The organism is Marinobacter sp. 1_MG-2023 (genome assembly GCF_030549045.1).
GTDB lineage: Bacteria > Pseudomonadota > Gammaproteobacteria > Pseudomonadales > Oleiphilaceae > Marinobacter.
This window is the reverse complement of sequence record NZ_JAUOST010000001.1, coordinates 1064201-1079105: the sequence shown is the minus strand read 5'-3', so window position 1 is coordinate 1079105 and position 14905 is coordinate 1064201. Positions and strand designations below refer to the sequence as shown.

Annotated in this window: 13 protein-coding genes; 7 read left to right on the top strand and 6 right to left on the bottom strand. The window is 55.6% G+C overall.

Translation table 11 applies throughout. The features are described 5' to 3' along the window. Positions 1 to 56 precede the first annotated feature (56 nt). From Q4606_RS04970 to Q4606_RS04955, 4 genes are all read left to right on the top strand, one after another. Positions 57 to 1466 (top strand): sodium-dependent transporter, encoded by a 1410-nt coding sequence (locus Q4606_RS04970; RefSeq protein ID WP_303606850.1) that lies wholly within the window; start codon positions 57 to 59, stop codon positions 1464 to 1466. Between the two features lie 117 nt (positions 1467 to 1583). Continuing rightward, positions 1584 to 4346: a cation-transporting P-type ATPase gene (locus Q4606_RS04965; RefSeq protein ID WP_303606849.1), complete on the top strand. Its 2763-nt coding sequence runs from the start codon at positions 1584 to 1586 to the stop codon at positions 4344 to 4346. After that, positions 4343 to 6061: a cation:proton antiporter gene (locus tag Q4606_RS04960; protein WP_303596291.1), complete on the top strand. Its 1719-nt coding sequence runs from the start codon at positions 4343 to 4345 to the stop codon at positions 6059 to 6061. Before Q4606_RS04965 ends, Q4606_RS04960 begins: the two co-directional genes overlap by 4 nt. A gap of 77 nt (positions 6062 to 6138) precedes the next feature. Continuing rightward, positions 6139 to 7185 (top strand): sodium:calcium antiporter, encoded by a 1047-nt coding sequence (locus Q4606_RS04955; protein WP_303606848.1) that lies wholly within the window; start codon positions 6139 to 6141, stop codon positions 7183 to 7185. A gap of 18 nt (positions 7186 to 7203) precedes the next feature. Here Q4606_RS04955 and Q4606_RS04950 read toward each other — a convergent pair whose 3' ends face one another. The 4 genes from Q4606_RS04950 to Q4606_RS04935 all read right to left on the bottom strand — a co-directional run bounded on the left by Q4606_RS04950 (position 7204) and on the right by Q4606_RS04935 (position 11342). Next, positions 7204 to 8106: an NAD-dependent protein deacetylase gene (locus Q4606_RS04950; protein WP_303606847.1), complete on the bottom strand. Its 903-nt coding sequence runs from the start codon at positions 8104 to 8106 to the stop codon at positions 7204 to 7206. 16 nt (positions 8107 to 8122) lie between these two features. Next, positions 8123 to 8854, bottom strand: a complete 732-nt coding sequence (locus tag Q4606_RS04945) for a spermidine synthase (protein WP_303606846.1) — start codon at positions 8852 to 8854, stop codon at positions 8123 to 8125. A gap of 182 nt (positions 8855 to 9036) precedes the next feature. Continuing rightward, complete coding sequence (locus tag Q4606_RS04940) at positions 9037 to 9600, bottom strand: DUF1415 domain-containing protein (protein WP_303606845.1); 564 nt, start codon at positions 9598 to 9600, stop codon at positions 9037 to 9039. 155 nt (positions 9601 to 9755) lie between these two features. Continuing rightward, complete coding sequence (locus tag Q4606_RS04935; RefSeq protein ID WP_303606844.1) at positions 9756 to 11342, bottom strand: ABC-F family ATPase; 1587 nt, start codon at positions 11340 to 11342, stop codon at positions 9756 to 9758. Positions 11343 to 11524: 182 nt separating this feature from the next. On the opposite strand from Q4606_RS04935, the gene Q4606_RS04930 reads away from it, so the two are divergent. Beyond that, the gene (locus Q4606_RS04930; RefSeq protein ID WP_303596297.1) at positions 11525 to 11803 is read left to right on the top strand and encodes a peptidylprolyl isomerase; all 279 of its coding nucleotides are present in this window, start codon (positions 11525 to 11527) and stop codon (positions 11801 to 11803) included. 130 nt (positions 11804 to 11933) lie between these two features. On the opposite strand, the gene Q4606_RS04925 is transcribed toward Q4606_RS04930, so the two are convergent. Next, a complete protein-coding gene (locus tag Q4606_RS04925; RefSeq protein WP_303606843.1) occupies positions 11934 to 12752 on the bottom strand; it encodes a DUF2059 domain-containing protein in 819 nt (272 codons plus the stop codon). Positions 12753 to 12919: 167 nt separating this feature from the next. On the opposite strand from Q4606_RS04925, the gene Q4606_RS04920 reads away from it, so the two are divergent. Further along, positions 12920 to 13561 carry a lysozyme-like domain containing protein gene (locus Q4606_RS04920; protein WP_303607013.1) on the top strand — a complete coding sequence of 214 codons (642 nt, stop codon included), beginning with the start codon at positions 12920 to 12922 and terminating at the stop codon, positions 13559 to 13561. Between the two features lie 12 nt (positions 13562 to 13573). Here Q4606_RS04920 and Q4606_RS04915 read toward each other — a convergent pair whose 3' ends face one another. Continuing rightward, complete coding sequence (locus Q4606_RS04915) at positions 13574 to 14473, bottom strand: LysR family transcriptional regulator (RefSeq protein WP_303596299.1); 900 nt, start codon at positions 14471 to 14473, stop codon at positions 13574 to 13576. A gap of 141 nt (positions 14474 to 14614) precedes the next feature. Here Q4606_RS04915 and Q4606_RS04910 point away from each other — a divergent pair, with 141 nt between their 5' ends. Beyond that, on the top strand, positions 14615 to 14806 hold the full coding sequence (locus Q4606_RS04910; protein ID WP_303596300.1) for a hypothetical protein: 192 nt from the start codon (positions 14615 to 14617) through the stop codon (positions 14804 to 14806). Positions 14807 to 14905 lie beyond the last annotated feature (99 nt).

Genomic DNA, 14905 nt, shown 5'->3' with positions numbered 1-14905 from the left:
TCAATTCACGGCTTCCGCTCTTACCAACAAAAACAAGTATCTGTCAGGAGACAGTCATGTCTGAATCAAATGCGCCCTATTCCGGGGCTTTAGAAGGCTCAAACGCCAAACGGGGACTCTGGTCATCTCGCCTGGCTTTTATTCTTGCGGCTACCGGCTCTGCCGTTGGCCTGGGTAATATCTGGAAATTCCCCTACGTCACCGGTGAAAATGGTGGTGGTGCTTTTGTGCTCGTGTACCTTCTGTGCATCGCGGCAATTGGCTTGCCTATCATGATGGCCGAGGTACTTATCGGCCGCCGTGGCGGGCACAGCCCGGTTAACAGCCTGAAAGCCATCGTCAGGCACGACAAACTGAACCCCGCCTGGTGGATTGTCGGTGCAATCGGTGTCGTCGCGGGTTTCCTCATTCTGTCGTTCTACTCGGTGATTGGCGGCTGGGCTGTGTCCTATGTTGGTACAGCGGCGAGCGGACAACTCACAGGCCAGTCCGCTGACGCCATTGGCACCATCTTTTCTGATCTGCTTGGCGACCCTGCAACCTTATTGATGTGGCACACTCTGTTTATGGGTCTGGTAATGCTGGTGGTAGCGAAGGGCGTTCGTTCCGGGCTTGAGCGCGCGGTCAGCATCCTGATGCCCGCTCTTTTTCTGTTGCTTCTGATCGTCGTTGGTTACGCCATGACGACCGGCGAATTCGGACGGGCGATGACTTTCCTGTTCCAGCCAGACTTCTCCAGACTCACCACTTCCGGCATTCTGGTGGCCCTGGGCCACGCCTTCTTCACTCTGAGTCTCGGCATGGCGGTAATGATGGCTTACGGCTCCTACTTGCCCAAAAACGTATCCATAGCCAAAACCTCCATAGCGGTTTGCGTTATCGATACAGGCGTGGCTCTGCTTGCGGGCCTGGCGATTTTCCCCATTGTATTCGCAAACGGCCTTGAGCCCGGCGCCGGCCCCGGCCTGATCTTCCAGACCCTGCCGCTCGCTTTCGGCCAGATGCCTATGGGCAGCCTGTTCGGAACCCTGTTCTTCGTGTTGCTGATATTCGCTGCATGGACGTCAGGCATTTCCCTGCTGGAACCCATTGTGGAATGGCTGGAAGAGCAAAAAGGCATGAATCGCACCATCAGTACATTGGGTGCCGGTTTTGTATGTTGGGCTCTGGGTATTGCATCGATTCTTTCCCTGAACCTGTGGTCAGATTTTGCACCCCTGGGCTGGATCGGCATGCTTGAAGGCAAAACCATCTTTGACCTGCTGGACTTCTTTACCGCCAACATTCTGTTGCCTCTGGGCGGCCTGCTGGTTGCAATATTGGCTGGCTGGGTAATGTCACGCAAGGCAATGGAAGAGGAGCTGGCGCTGTCGGAGCCCATGTTCCGTCTCTGGTACGTCACTGTGCGCTACATTACACCGGTAGCTGTGGGCGCGGTATTTGTCTACAACCTGTTCGGATCTTGAGCTATATCAAATCGGAGGATGAGGGGTAAAAATCCGGGAATTTTGACGTCGACTTCAAATATATTTGAGCTATATCGACGTGTATGATGGGCCTGTGTTGATCTAAGGAGAGGCCCAATGACCCGTCGCCCCGTCAAGGATCCATCTGGCCCCAAGTGGTTTGCACTTGGGGAGGACGAGGTTTTCAGGAATGTGGGCTCAGGCCTTGATGGCCTGAGCTCCAAAGACGCAGCAGACAGGCTCAACAGTACCGGACCAAACCGTCTACCCGAAGTTCAGCCTGACGGCCCGCTACGCCGGTTCCTCAGGCAATTCCGCAACCTTCTTATCTATGTACTGCTGGCCGCAGCAGCCGTAACGGCCGCACTTGGGCATTTGGTCGATACCGGTGTGATTCTGGCCGTCGTGCTTGTCAACTCAGTAATCGGCTTCGTGCAGGAGGGGCGAGCCGAGCAGGCTCTATCGGCAATCCGCGACATGCTGGCTCCAGAGGCAGAAGTACTGCGTAACGGGCGCCGCGCGACAGTGCCTGCCGAAGAACTGGTGCCCGGGGATATCGTGCTTCTTGACGCCGGCGACAAGGTCCCCGCCGACCTTCGATTGGTTGCCGCCAGGGGCCTGCGAATTCAGGAAGCGGTTCTGACCGGTGAATCCGTCCCGGTCGACAAGGCGACAGATCCCGTCGCATCAGACGCACCCATTGGCGACCGACGCTCAATGGCCTACAGCGGTACTTTGGTCGCCGCTGGCACCGGGCGTGGTGTTATTGTCGCAACAGGGGCCGAGACCGAAATCGGGCGAATCAGCGGGCTGCTGACCAGCGTCGAGACAACAACCACGCCACTTCTCCTGCAGATGGAAGTATTCGCCCGCCGCATTACCGGCGTCATTCTAGTGCTGGCAGCTATGATCCTCGCCTTCGGGTATGGCGTGGCCGGCATGGGCTTCGGTGAGGTGTTTGTTGCCGTGGTGGGTCTGTCGGTTGCGGCGATTCCCGAGGGACTGCCGGCAATTCTCACCGTAACACTCGCCATCGGCGTGCAAGCTATGGCTCGACGCAACGCGATCGTGCGTCGGCTTCCCGCCATCGAGGCTTTGGGCTCTGTCTCAGTCATCTGTACGGACAAAACAGGCACCCTGACCCGCAACGAAATGACAGTGACCAGGGTCGCCACCGCCAGACAAAGTTTTTCTGTAACCGGCACAGGGTATACACCCGATGGTTTCATTATGCTCGACTCCCAGGAGATCGAACCGGGAACCCATCCGCTCCTGAGTGACCTTGCCCTTGGCGCCATGCTTTGCAACGATGCAGAACTGAAGCAAACGGAAGCTGGCTGGACCGTGCAAGGCGACCCAATGGAGGGTGCACTGGTCGCCTTTGCCTGCAAAGCCGGCCTGATGACAGGCGACACCCGATCCGCCAATCCGCAAACTGACGCGATTCCCTTCGACGCCCAGCACCGGTTTATGGCGACACTGCATCATGATCACAACGGCCAGGCAACCATGCACGTGAAGGGAGCTCCCGAGCGCATCCTGGCCATGTGCACCTGCCAGCACGAGGACGAAAACGGAGCCACACCTTTAGATACCGAATACTGGAGGCGCACGGCGTCGGAGATAGCGGCTGAAGGCCAGCGGGTTTTGGCCATCGCCACAAAGCGTGCACCGGAAGGAGCTCAGACACTGTCCTTCAGTGAAGTGGAAAGCGGGCTGACCATTCTTGGGCTCGTCGGCCTGATCGATCCACCCCGTGAAGAAGCCATTGCCGCCGTGGCCGAGTGTCAGGCCGCAAGCATCCGGGTCAAAATGATTACCGGAGATCACGGAGGTACGGCCCTGGCGATTGCTCGACAACTGGGGCTTGAGAATACCGAGGAGGTGCTGGAAGGGTCTCAGATCGACGGGCTGAGTGCCACAGAACTGCAGGAGAGCGCCGCCCGCATCGACGTGTTTGCGCGCACCAGCCCCGAGCACAAGCTGCGGCTGGTCGAAGCATTGCAGGCTGATGGACTCGTCGTGGCCATGACCGGCGACGGGGTAAACGATGCACCATCGCTGAAACGCGCTGATATTGGCATCGCGATGGGTAAAACCGGAACCGAAGCGGCGAAGGAAGCGGCCGAGATAGTGCTGGCGGACGATAATTTTGCCACCATTGCAGCCGCCGTTCGAGCCGGCCGAACCGTTTACGATAACCTGCAAAAAGCCGTTGTCTTTCTACTGCCCGTCAACGGCGGCGAAGCCATGGCACTGATCGCAGCGCTTCTGCTGGGCCTGACATTGCCAATTACCCCGGTGCAGATCCTTTGGGTTAACATGGTCAGCTCGGTCGTTCTGGCCATGGCTCTGGCGTTTGAAGGGCCAGAACCTGGCATCATGCAGCGCCCGCCTCGTTCTTCCGCCGAAAGCCTTCTGTCCCGCTTCGTGATATGGCGCGTGGCATTCGTGTCGGTTCTCTTATGCTCGGGTATCTTCGGGATGTTTATCTGGGCGCAACAGCAAGGTGCACGTATTGAAGAGGCACGCACGATCGCAGTCAACACCCTGGTGGTGATGGAGATCTTCTATCTTTTTTCTGTACGCTTCCTCAATACCACGTCGCTGTCGCTCAAGGCCGCACTCGGGACGCGACCGGTGCTTATCGCCATAACCGCAGTCACCGCATTACAGTTCCTGTTTACCTACGCTCCGTTTATGGAGGCTTTCTTCGATACCCGGCCTTTAACCATTTCCCAGGGCCTGGCTGTCGTTGCCGTAGGGCCAGCACTGCTAGTAATTCTGGAAATAGAAAAGCGGGCTCTGCGCTACAGGACAAAACGTCCGGGCACCGCAGGGCAACCATCAAAAACCGAAAATAAAAGCGAGACATTGTGACCGAAGCGCTTCAGGGCTACATGTTCTACGAGTTCGCAGCACTGCTGGTGCTGGCCGCCGGCGTAGGCTTTATCGGACTTCTTCTGCGCCAACCATTGATCGTAAGCTTCATTGCAGTAGGTATCGTAGCCGGCCCTTCGGTGCTGGATATCGCGCGCTCTGACGAACAGATAGACCTCCTGGCCGAGCTGGGCATCGCGGTTCTATTATTCCTAGTCGGCCTGAAGCTTGATTTCAATTTGGTGCGCACGCTGGGACCCGTGGCACTGGTCACGGGGCTGGGACAGGTGATTTTCACAACGGTCTTCGGCTTCGTCATCAGCCTCGTGCTTGGGCTGGATGCGTTGACGGCGGTTTATGTGGCGGTTGCATTGACGTTTTCGTCGACCATCATCGTCGTCAAACTCTTGTCTGATAAGCGCGAGATCGACTCACTCCATGGCCGCATCGCGCTTGGCTTCCTGATCGTACAGGATGTGGTTGTTGTGGTTGCAATGATCGTGCTGTCTGCCATCGGCGTGGGAACCGGTGAAGATGCAGCATTGACCGATGTGCTGGTCGTTCTTGGTTATGGCCTGGCCATGCTTTTTGCCGTGGCGCTGTTCATCCGCTATGCCGCCAACCCACTGGTCGACCGGCTGTCGCAGGCTCCGGAATTGCTGGTGTCATTTACCATCGCCTGGGCCGCACTGTTGGCGGCGATTGGCCACTACCTGGGCTTCGGAAAAGAACTCGGCGGGCTTCTCGCGGGTGTTTCACTGGCATCCACGGCCTACCGCGAGGCAATTGCAGCACGTCTCACGTCGCTAAGGGACTTCCTGCTACTCTTTTTCTTCATAGCGCTCGGAGCTTCTCTTGACCTGTCAGTTCTCGGCGCCAGCGTAGGGCCGGCCGTTGTTCTGTCGCTTTTCGTGCTGATCGGCAACCCCCTGATTGTACTGATCATCATGGTAACTATGGGCTACCGAAAGCGCACAGGCTTTCTTGCAGGCCTTACGGTGGCGCAGATCAGCGAGTTCTCCCTGATATTCATGGCAATGGGCGTAACCATAGGCCATGTCAACGATCAGGCACTTGGCCTGGTGACCCTGGTGGGACTTATCACCATCGCTGCCTCAACTTACATGATCACCTATTCACATCAGATCTATGACCGGTTGGAACCACTTCTGAGAATCTTTGACCGGCGAATGGCTTCAACTCCGCGCGAAGATGCACCATCAAGCTCGCAGGGGCACGATGTCATCCTGTTCGGGATGGGGCGTTACGGCCTTGGCATTGCGTGTGTGTTGAGAGAGGCTGGTCTGAGAGTGCTTGGTGTCGACTTCAGCCCCACAGCGGTTCGCCATGCCCGGATGGATGGATACGATGTCATTTTCGGAGATGCAACCGACCCGGAATTTCTCGCACACCTGCCACTTGGGGCGGCAAAATGGCTGGTACTGGCTGTACCCGAACACGAAACCGGACTGACCCATGACGATCCGCGACGTGCGCTGCTCAGATCTGTGCAGGACCTTGGTTATCATGGCAAGGTCGCCGTTGCTGCACACAGCATACAAACGGCGTCCGCGCTCACGCACGCAAAAGCCGACATAGTGCTAATGCCCTACCGCGATGCGGCTATTGCTGCGGCGCGTATGATACTGAGCGGAGGAAATTCAGCGGACGTTGCCATGGAAGACCCGACTGGTCAGAAGGAGTTAGTCGGCTGAAAGACCAGTTGATCGATGCCATAGGGCCAAAGATAAGTCACTAGTCTGGGAGAGACCTTTGATGGAGTTTGTTTAACGTGTCAATCCCACCGACCGAAGGCTGGACTCTATTGCAGGGTGGCCTGGTATTTTGTGTATGTGCGGCCATCATCGCGATCGCCGGAACACGCATTACCCGAGTAGTCGACCAACTGGCTGACCGCACCGGAATTGGTGAGGCAGCCGCAGGTGCGGTGCTGCTGGGCGCATCAACGTCTCTGGGCGGCTCGGTTCTCTCGGTCACGGCAGCCTGGAATGGCCATGTCGAGCTGGCCGTCAGCAACGCGCTGGGCGGTATCGCAGTACAAACCTTTTTCCTGGCGGTTGCCGATATGGTCTATCGCAGGGCCAATCTGGAACATGCCGCCGCATCGGTTCCGAATATGATGCAGAACGGGCTGCTGATCTGCCTGCTGGCACTGATTCTGTTTGCACCCTACTTGCCAGATGTGACCATTGGCGGCGTCCACCCTGTAACGCCAGTGCTGCTTGTAGCCTATTTTTACGGCATTTATCTGGTTCGTACGGCATCAGAATCCCCCATGTGGTTGCCATCCATGACCCGGGATACCCGCGAAGACAAGCCCGATGATGTAACGGCCATGCCTCCCATGTCGCAATTATGGGGCGAGTTTCTGGTGTTGATGGCCATCCTGGGTATCGCCGGCTGGATGCTGGAACCTGCTGCTACGGTCATTGCCACCGAAACCAACATGACTCAGACAGTGGTCGGTGTACTGCTTACCGCCATCAGTACCTCGATTCCTGAACTGGTCACTTCGGTTGCTGCGGTTCGCCGTGGAGCACTCACGCTTGCAGTGGGCGGGATCATTGGCGGCAATGCGTTTGACACGCTGTTTACCGCTGCATCGGATATTGCCTACAGGAACGGTTCGATCTACCACGCAATGCCCGAAGACTCGAAATTCTGGGCAGCTCTCACCTTGCTGATGTCGGGCGTGCTGATGATGGGGCTGATCCGTCGCGAACGCCACGGCATCGGTAGGATCGGCACAGAAAGTGCGGTTATTATGGTGTTGTATATTTTTGGGGTCGTGTTGCTGTTTGATGGCATTCCGGCTTGATGGAGCCCTGGCCCCTGCCTACAACCGAGTGAGGGTCGCCTGCAAGGTCTCCCCGATTCTGGCGTTCAGTTTCAGATCCGCCAATTCCTCCGCACGAGTGCGGCCCAGGTTCAGGGTGGCAACCGGCTTGCCAAATTCCTGGGCGTAGCGGCAGAAGCGAAAACCCGAGTAAACCATCAGCGACGACCCGATTACCAGCAGCCCATCACTGGCCTTGAGTGCATCCAAAGCTGAGTGCACTCTTTGCTTGGGCACATAATCTCCAAAAAACACCACATCCGGCTTCAGAATACCACTGCATTTAGGGCAGTCTGCCAGCTGAAATTCGGAGAAATCGATATCCAGGTCTGCATCGCCATCCGGTGCTGTATCGGCTTTATACTGCCCGAAACCTGGATTAAGGTCAGCACAGCGTTCGTGAACGTCATCCCTTGGGCAACGGTAGCCGCAGCTCATGCACAGAACTTCGTCTGCACGTCCATGCAGGTCACTCACAGCGTGAGTGCCGGCTTTCTGGTGCAGGCGATCCACATTCTGGGTAACGACAAGGCTGGAGTGGTTACGCAACTCCAGATCAGCAATGTGATAATGGGAGGGGTTGGGCGCGGCATTTCGCATCACAGGCCAGCCAATCAGGCTTCGCCCCCAATAACGCTGGCGGGTTTCGAAGCTTTCCATGAACTCACGGTGCTGAACCGGCTGTTTGCGCTTCCAGGCACCTTCGCCATCACGATAATCCGGAATACCTGAGTCCGTACTCACACCAGCGCCGGTCAGAATCAGCAGTTTGGGGTAGCGATGGATAAAATCCGACAGCAAATCACCCGCCTGTTCAGGTTCGTGCAGAATCATCGGCCCATCCCGTTCCGGGAGGCGCTGGTTTGAACTGAAAGGACGAGTGCGATGGGTCGTCACTGGCATACAAGCTCCGGCAAATTCAGCCCGGTTTTCGGGCCACGTAGACGGTGTTGAAAGATTCTCTGTTCTGGAACGGATTGTAGAAGCTTACAACATGGCAGACGACTTCGGTAAACGCGTCCCGCAGTACTTCCATGAATACGGCGTCTTCGCCCTCATTGGACCACATGGCAAAAATCCCACGAGGTTTGAGCTGCCCGGCCATGCGACGGATATTATCGGTGGTGTAAAAGCTGGCGTTCGAGTCGCTCAGCAAGGCTCGGGGCGAGTGGTCGATGTCGAGCAGAATGGCATCAAACTTTCTGCCCGGCGCGTCGGGATCAAAGCCGCCGCTGTTTGGGTCGGCAACGGCCAGGTCAAAAAAGCTGCCGTGAATGTAGCGGCTGCGGGCGTCGGCGTTAATGTCTTTGCCAAGGGGGACGTGTTCTTGCTGGTGCCAGCGAATGACGGGCTCAAGGTATTCGACAATCAGCAACTCCCCTACCCGCTCATGCTTGAGCGCGGCCACGGCCGTATAACCAAGCCCGAGGCCACCCACGACAACGCTGAGGTTGTCGCCTTCGGTTTCACCTAGCCCGAGATCAGAGAGAGCGACTTCGGCGTCCACAAACATGCTGGACATCAGAAATTCTTCGCCGAGCTTTACCTCGAAAATGTCTCTCTCGCCCAGTGCCGGGATGCGGCGACGGCGGAGTGTGATTTCGCCGATTTCGGAGGGTTGGCTATCTAGTTGCTCGAATAGTCGTGCCACTGTGGTGCCTCTTTAACGTCGTTAAATTGTCTATCGTCGGGCCTGCGACAATCCTGGCTAAGTGCAGTCGCCGGTGGGTAACCCTCTCCCAAAAACCGCTGTGAATACTTCCCTGTACGCTTGGCTCCGCCATCCATGGCTCCGCACATTTTTGGGAGAGGGTTACCCACCGGCTCTTTGGCCTACTCCCCTGCTTCAGGCGAATTCTGATGACAAGCGAAAACCACTTCTCGCATCTTCTCTACACCGAGCTTATTCATCAGCTCAATATTACGCGGTGGTATCCCGTCTACATCCGGATGACTATCGATCGCAGCTTCCAAACTGGCTTCCCGCAACAGGTGGAGCATGGGGAACGGGGAACGGTTGGTGTAGTTCTCAGCTGCATCCGGTTCAGCGTCCGAAAACTGGTAATCCGGATGGAAACTGGCGATCTGGTATACGCCTTCCATATCCAGATACGCGAGCAGACCATCGGCTGCATCCAGAAACTCGTTGTAGTCCGCGAAGCTCTGTAGAGCATGAGGGTGAATCAGAAGCGTGGTTTCGGTTTCTGGTTCATCATCCAGCCGCAGGAGTTCAGTTTGCAGGGCCTGAAGCAGTGAGTCTTCGTTATCAGCGTCAGAAACCACAAATCGAACGCGATCTCTGACCAGTTCCCGTTTGGCGAACGGGCAAAGGTTGTAGCCAACAACGACGTCTTCGACCCATTTACGGGTTGCTTCAATTACTGATAGCTCTTCCAAAGCAGTTTCCTTCACTGAATCGAGGCCACCCCAAAGTTCGGGCGGGGGCGCGGGTGGGGCGCTCCAAAAATGTGCGGAGCCATGGATGGCGGAGCCAAGCGTACACGGACGTATTCACAGCGGTTTTTGGAGCGCCCCACCCGCGCCCCCGCTTCTCACAAGTAACCTTGGCTGCGGAGATAGTCATCGTAGGTACCACTAAAGTCAGTAACACCCTCAGGCGTCAGCTCTATAATCCGAGTCGCCAATGAAGACACAAACTCACGGTCGTGGCTCACGAAAATCAGTGTACCGGGATAGTTCTCCAGCGCCAGGTTCAAAGCCTCGATGGACTCCATATCGAGGTGGTTGGTGGGCTCATCCAGCAGCATCACGTTAGGCTTCTGCAGAATCAGCTTGCCGAACAGCATGCGCCCCTGCTCACCACCGGAAATCACCCGCACCGATTTACCAATATCATCGCCAGAGAACAACATACGCCCCAAGGTGCCGCGAACCAGTTGTTCGCCACCCGTCGTCCACTGAGCCATCCACTCCGACAACGTGTCGTCGTCAGCAAAATCATCCGTGTGATCCTGGGCGTAGTAGCCCACTTCCGCGCTGTCCGTCCACTTCACCTCACCACTGTCTGGCTCATAAGCACCTGCCAAACACTGTAACAGCGTGGTTTTACCAATTCCGTTAGGGCCAATCACAGCCACTCGCTCGCCGGCCTCAACCTGCAGGTTCAACTTGTTGAACAGCGTATTCCCGTCAAAGCCTTTTGTCAGATCCCGAATGGTGACCGCCTGACGGTGCAATTTTTTGCCCTGCTCAAAACGAATGAAAGGGCTCACACGGCTGGAGGGCTTCACTTCGTCCAGCTGAATCTTGTCGATCTGGCGTGCGCGGGAGGTGGCTTGTTTGGCTTTCGAAGCATTGGCAGAGAAGCGGCTAACGAACTGCTGCAATTCCGCAATCTGAGCCTTTTTCTTGGCGTTATCCGATAGCATACGCTCACGGGCCTGGGTGGCGGCCGTCATATACTCATCATAGTTACCCGGGAACAGCTTCAGTTCACCGTAGTCCAGATCCGCCATGTGGGTGCACACGCTGTTCAGGAAGTGACGGTCATGCGAAATGATGATCATGGTGCTGCTGCGCGCTACCAGAATATTTTCCAGCCAGCGGATGGTGTTGATATCCAGGTGGTTGGTGGGCTCATCCAACAGCAAGACATCCGGGTCCGAGAACAGGGCCTGTGCCAACAGAACACGCAGCTTCCAGCCAGGCGCGAGGTTGCTCATCGGCCCATCGTGCTGTTCCAGGGGGATATCCAGGCCAAGGAGCAGTTCGCCCGCCCGGGATTCGGCGGTATAGCCGTCCATCTCGGCAAACTGAACCTCCAGGTCCGCCACCGCCATACCATCTTCTTCAGTCATCTCAGCCAGCGAATAGATGCGATCGCGCTCTTTTTTTACGTTCCACAGTTCTTCATGGCCCATGATCACAGTGTCCATGACAGAACAGGTCTCATAGGCGAACTGATCCTGACGCAGCTTACCCAGGCGAACGTTCGGCTCAAGCATAACCTGCCCTGCGGAAGGCTCAAGGTCACCACCGAGGATCTTCATCAGGGTGGATTTGCCGCACCCATTAGCCCCGATCAGGCCGTAGCGATTGCCGTTACCGAACTTGGCGGAAACATTTTCAAAAAGGGGTTTAGCCCCGAATTGCATGGTGATATTGGCAGTAGAGATCAAGAAACAAACCTATAGATGTGAGGGCCGACGCTGCGCCAGCTAAATAAAGCGGGCATTGTACAGGTTTGCAGTGACAATCGTGAGGCCGCAGAAACACCGATAAAAAGGCTTGCCTCCGGCGATAGGGACGGGCAGCATTCCCTCTCTGAAGTATCCATTCATTCTAGTTAAGGATCGTTACCATGACACAGGCAACCGCGCGCCATATTCTGGTAGACAGCGAAGCAAAGTGTGAAGAACTGAAGAAAGAGATTGAAGGCGGTAAAGATTTCGCTGAAGTTGCAAAGCAGCACTCTTCTTGCCCGTCTGGCCGCAACGGCGGCGACCTGGGCTCATTCGGCCCCGGCCAGATGGTTCCTGAGTTTGACAAAGTGGTCTTTAGTGGCGAAGTGAACAAGGTTCTCGGGCCAGTAAAAACCCAGTTTGGCTACCACCTTCTGGAAGTAACCAGCCGCAGTTAAGAGCCTTCAGCCGCATGTGGAGGAACCTTTACTCATAAGCCGAAGGTTCTCCCGCCGCGGGCTGCAGATTGGCTCCTGATTGCATCGGGAGCCAATCCTGCCAGCGCTGACTATTCTTCTAGCTAATTCCCTACTTCTTCGGGGCAAGAAAGCGTGCCATCTGGTTTCCGATGGACTCAATCGGATCCGTAATAGCCTGCTGAATACTCTGGGTAACGGTTTTAGAAAATGCAGTGCCCGGGCCACTTTCCAGAAAATCAATATACAGCCCCATTTCTTGAGAGCTGATGTTTTCATAGGTGTGCAAGTAGCTGTCGTACACCTGCTGTTCAACGATGCCCCGGATTTTGCCGCGCTGGTTTTCTATGCTTTGTTTAAGCTCATCGTAATTCACCGAGTCACTGCTGAATGCAGCCATGGCGGTTGCCAACCCAAGCTGCACGGCAATGGTCGTATCCACCGTGCTTTCAGTCGCGCGGGCTGCACGATCAAACCGCTCAAACATTTTTGCGCGATCCGTACCCTTATATTTCTCGTTCAAATCCGATGCTCTGGCCTGAATCTGCTTCCAGACAACTGGGTCCGAAGCCGCGATTTCTGCCGCCGAGATTTTCTGGGCAACCGGGGTCGTGTACCAACTCTCTACCGCTTCAAGCTGTTTCCCGGAGAGGTCGCGCTCCAGGTTGTTCACGATTTCCTGTTCTATGTCTGCAGCGCGAAAACTGTTAGTCACCACATAGCCAATGGTATCTGCCACCATAGGCGGTAGTTGCTGACTGCGCTTCATACCCTCGCGAATACCTTCACTCATCATGGCAGGGTAACGATCTACAATATCGTCTATGGGCGATGCATCTAAAACCTGCTGAGCACTAGGCGTTGCCATAACGGGGCCAGCCAGGAACAGGCCGGTGATTAAAAGAGGTTTAACTAGGGTGCCAAGCTTCATTTAATTATCATCCTGTTTGATGGGTGCTGCGTTTATGACACGCGCACCCTTCCCTGAGCAAGCAATCCATGGGTTCCGGAGATGACAGTTTGGTAGGAAAATTCTGGAGACCGGCGCGCCCACGTAAAAGACGGCGCCAGACACGCCGTAACCTGTGGAGATTCCGACTGAAATGGTACGGCCTTCCGGTACTGGGGCTGCTTATCGGCACCTGGGCAACCTTGAGGTTCAGCCTGCTGGCCCCGGAACCACCAGTTAATCCCGACAATGTATGTGAGATTTTTCGTGAGCATACCGTTTGGTATGACTATGCAAAAAACTCTCAGGACCGCTGGGGCACGCCCATCGCCACCCAAATGGCGTTCGTTTATTACGAATCTTCATTCCGCAGCCACGCCAAACCTCCCAGGACTCTGCTATGGGGGTTTATTCCCTGGAGCCGGCCAACCACAGCCTATGGCTACGCCCAAGCCCTGGACCCGGCGTGGGGAGAGTATCTGATGGCCAACGGCGATGGTCTGTTTACCGTTCGTACCGATATGGAGCACGCACTGGATTTCGTGGGTTGGTACAACCACCTCACCCACCAACAACTTGGCATTGCTTTCCACAGCCCGCGCCAACTTTACCTGGCTTATCATGAGGGTCGGGGCGGCTACGCCCGCAAAACATATAACCGCAAGCCCGCAGTTACGGCTCTGGCTTCACGGGTTCAGAACCGCGCCTTTCTTTACGATAATCAGCTCAAATCCTGTGAGCAGGAATTTCAGTGCTGGCGCTGGTATCAATTCTGGCCATTCTGCGGTTGAGATTGCGAATTATCATGCGGTCGGGTTGAACTCGATGATCGCGGCCTGGGCACGCAGTCGGTCCACCAGAAACTCCATCACAATACGAACTCTCGCCATTTGCTGAGTGTCCTGGCTTACGTGCACCCACAGGTCGACACTTTCACCCTCGATAGGATCTGACAGCCGGCGCAGCTCTTTAGTGCCTTCGCCCAGGAAGCACGGCAATACAGCCAGGCCTGCGCCGGAGCGCGCCAACGCATGCATGGCGTGCAGACTGTTACACCGGATGACCGACGTAGCGTTTTTCAGGTGTTTGCGATACCAGCGGCCCGTAGCCAAGTGGCTGAAGGTTTCGTCCGGGATAATCCAGAGACAGTCTTCGGGCTGGTTTTCAATATCCATATTACGGTTGCGCCGGCAGTAGCTGGCTGAACCATAAACAGCCGATTCGATTGCGGCTATCCGCTCACCCTCGAGTGTTGCCTGAGGTTTATTTTCAGGGCGAAGTGTAAGGTCCGCCTCCCTGTGTGTGAGGTTGGTTACGTCATTATCTGTAAGAACTTCCAGTTCAATATCCGGAAACTCGCGCACCAGTTCTGCCAGAACCGACCCGAGCAATTCGCTCATCATCGTATCCTCAGCGGCCAGCCGCACCTTGCCTACGGGTGCAGAGTCCTGCCCGACCAGCTTGCGCTCGAGATTTTCCATCTCAACCGATAGCTTTTCGGCGTTACGAAAGGCGGTTTCTCCAACCGGCGTCAGCTGCAAGCCATCCCGGTTGCGCTCGAAAAACTGCACCCCCAGCGACTCTTCCATCTGGTCCAGACGGCGTAAAACCGTGGTTTGGTGCACTCCCAGTATTTCTCCGGCTTTTGCGAGTGTTCCGCCTATTGCCAAAGCATGTATATATCGAAGATAATCCCAGTCCATAGCTACTGCATATTTGCAACGTGAGTACGGAGTTTAACGTATTTAAGCTGCAAAAAAATACCTTTAGTATTCATCGTAAATTCGGGTCAAACCCTTTATTCACTCATTAATTGTTAATCACCAGCCAAGGAGGAAGTCGCTATGGCTCATAAGCACATTGCAACCGTTCACCCGCTACCGTCCAGTATCCTCCACAACAGTGCTGGAGTAAGAAGTCATCACACCCGTGCAGCTGCAAAGATCGCGGTACAGTTCATGAGCAGAAAAATGCGCTCGTTTAACCGTAAGGCTGTAGCAGTAACTGATATCACCCAAATGCAGGGTGGTCACTGATTCCAGTCGAACATACGTAAAAAGCTGCGCCATACAGCGCAGCTTTTTACGGGAAAACCAGACTGAAAACGCCGACGATTCTGAACAGAGTCGTCGGCG

What these genes read in the sequence shown, in the direction of transcription:
- Q4606_RS04970 (WP_303606850.1), top strand. Translation starts at nt 57, where the DNA reads ATGTCTGAATCAAATGCGCCCTATTCCGGGGCTTTAGAAGGCTCAAAC.
- Q4606_RS04965 (WP_303606849.1), top strand. Translation starts at nt 1,584, where the DNA reads ATGACCCGTCGCCCCGTCAAGGATCCATCTGGCCCCAAGTGGTTTGCA.
- Q4606_RS04950 (WP_303606847.1), bottom strand. Translation starts at nt 8,106, where the DNA reads ATGCCAGTGACGACCCATCGCACTCGTCCTTTCAGTTCAAACCAGCGC.
- Q4606_RS04930 (WP_303596297.1), top strand. Translation starts at nt 11,525, where the DNA reads ATGACACAGGCAACCGCGCGCCATATTCTGGTAGACAGCGAAGCAAAG.
- Q4606_RS04925 (WP_303606843.1), bottom strand. Translation starts at nt 12,752, where the DNA reads ATGAAGCTTGGCACCCTAGTTAAACCTCTTTTAATCACCGGCCTGTTC.
- Q4606_RS04915 (WP_303596299.1), bottom strand. Translation starts at nt 14,473, where the DNA reads ATGGACTGGGATTATCTTCGATATATACATGCTTTGGCAATAGGCGGA.
- Q4606_RS04910 (WP_303596300.1), top strand. Translation starts at nt 14,615, where the DNA reads ATGGCTCATAAGCACATTGCAACCGTTCACCCGCTACCGTCCAGTATC.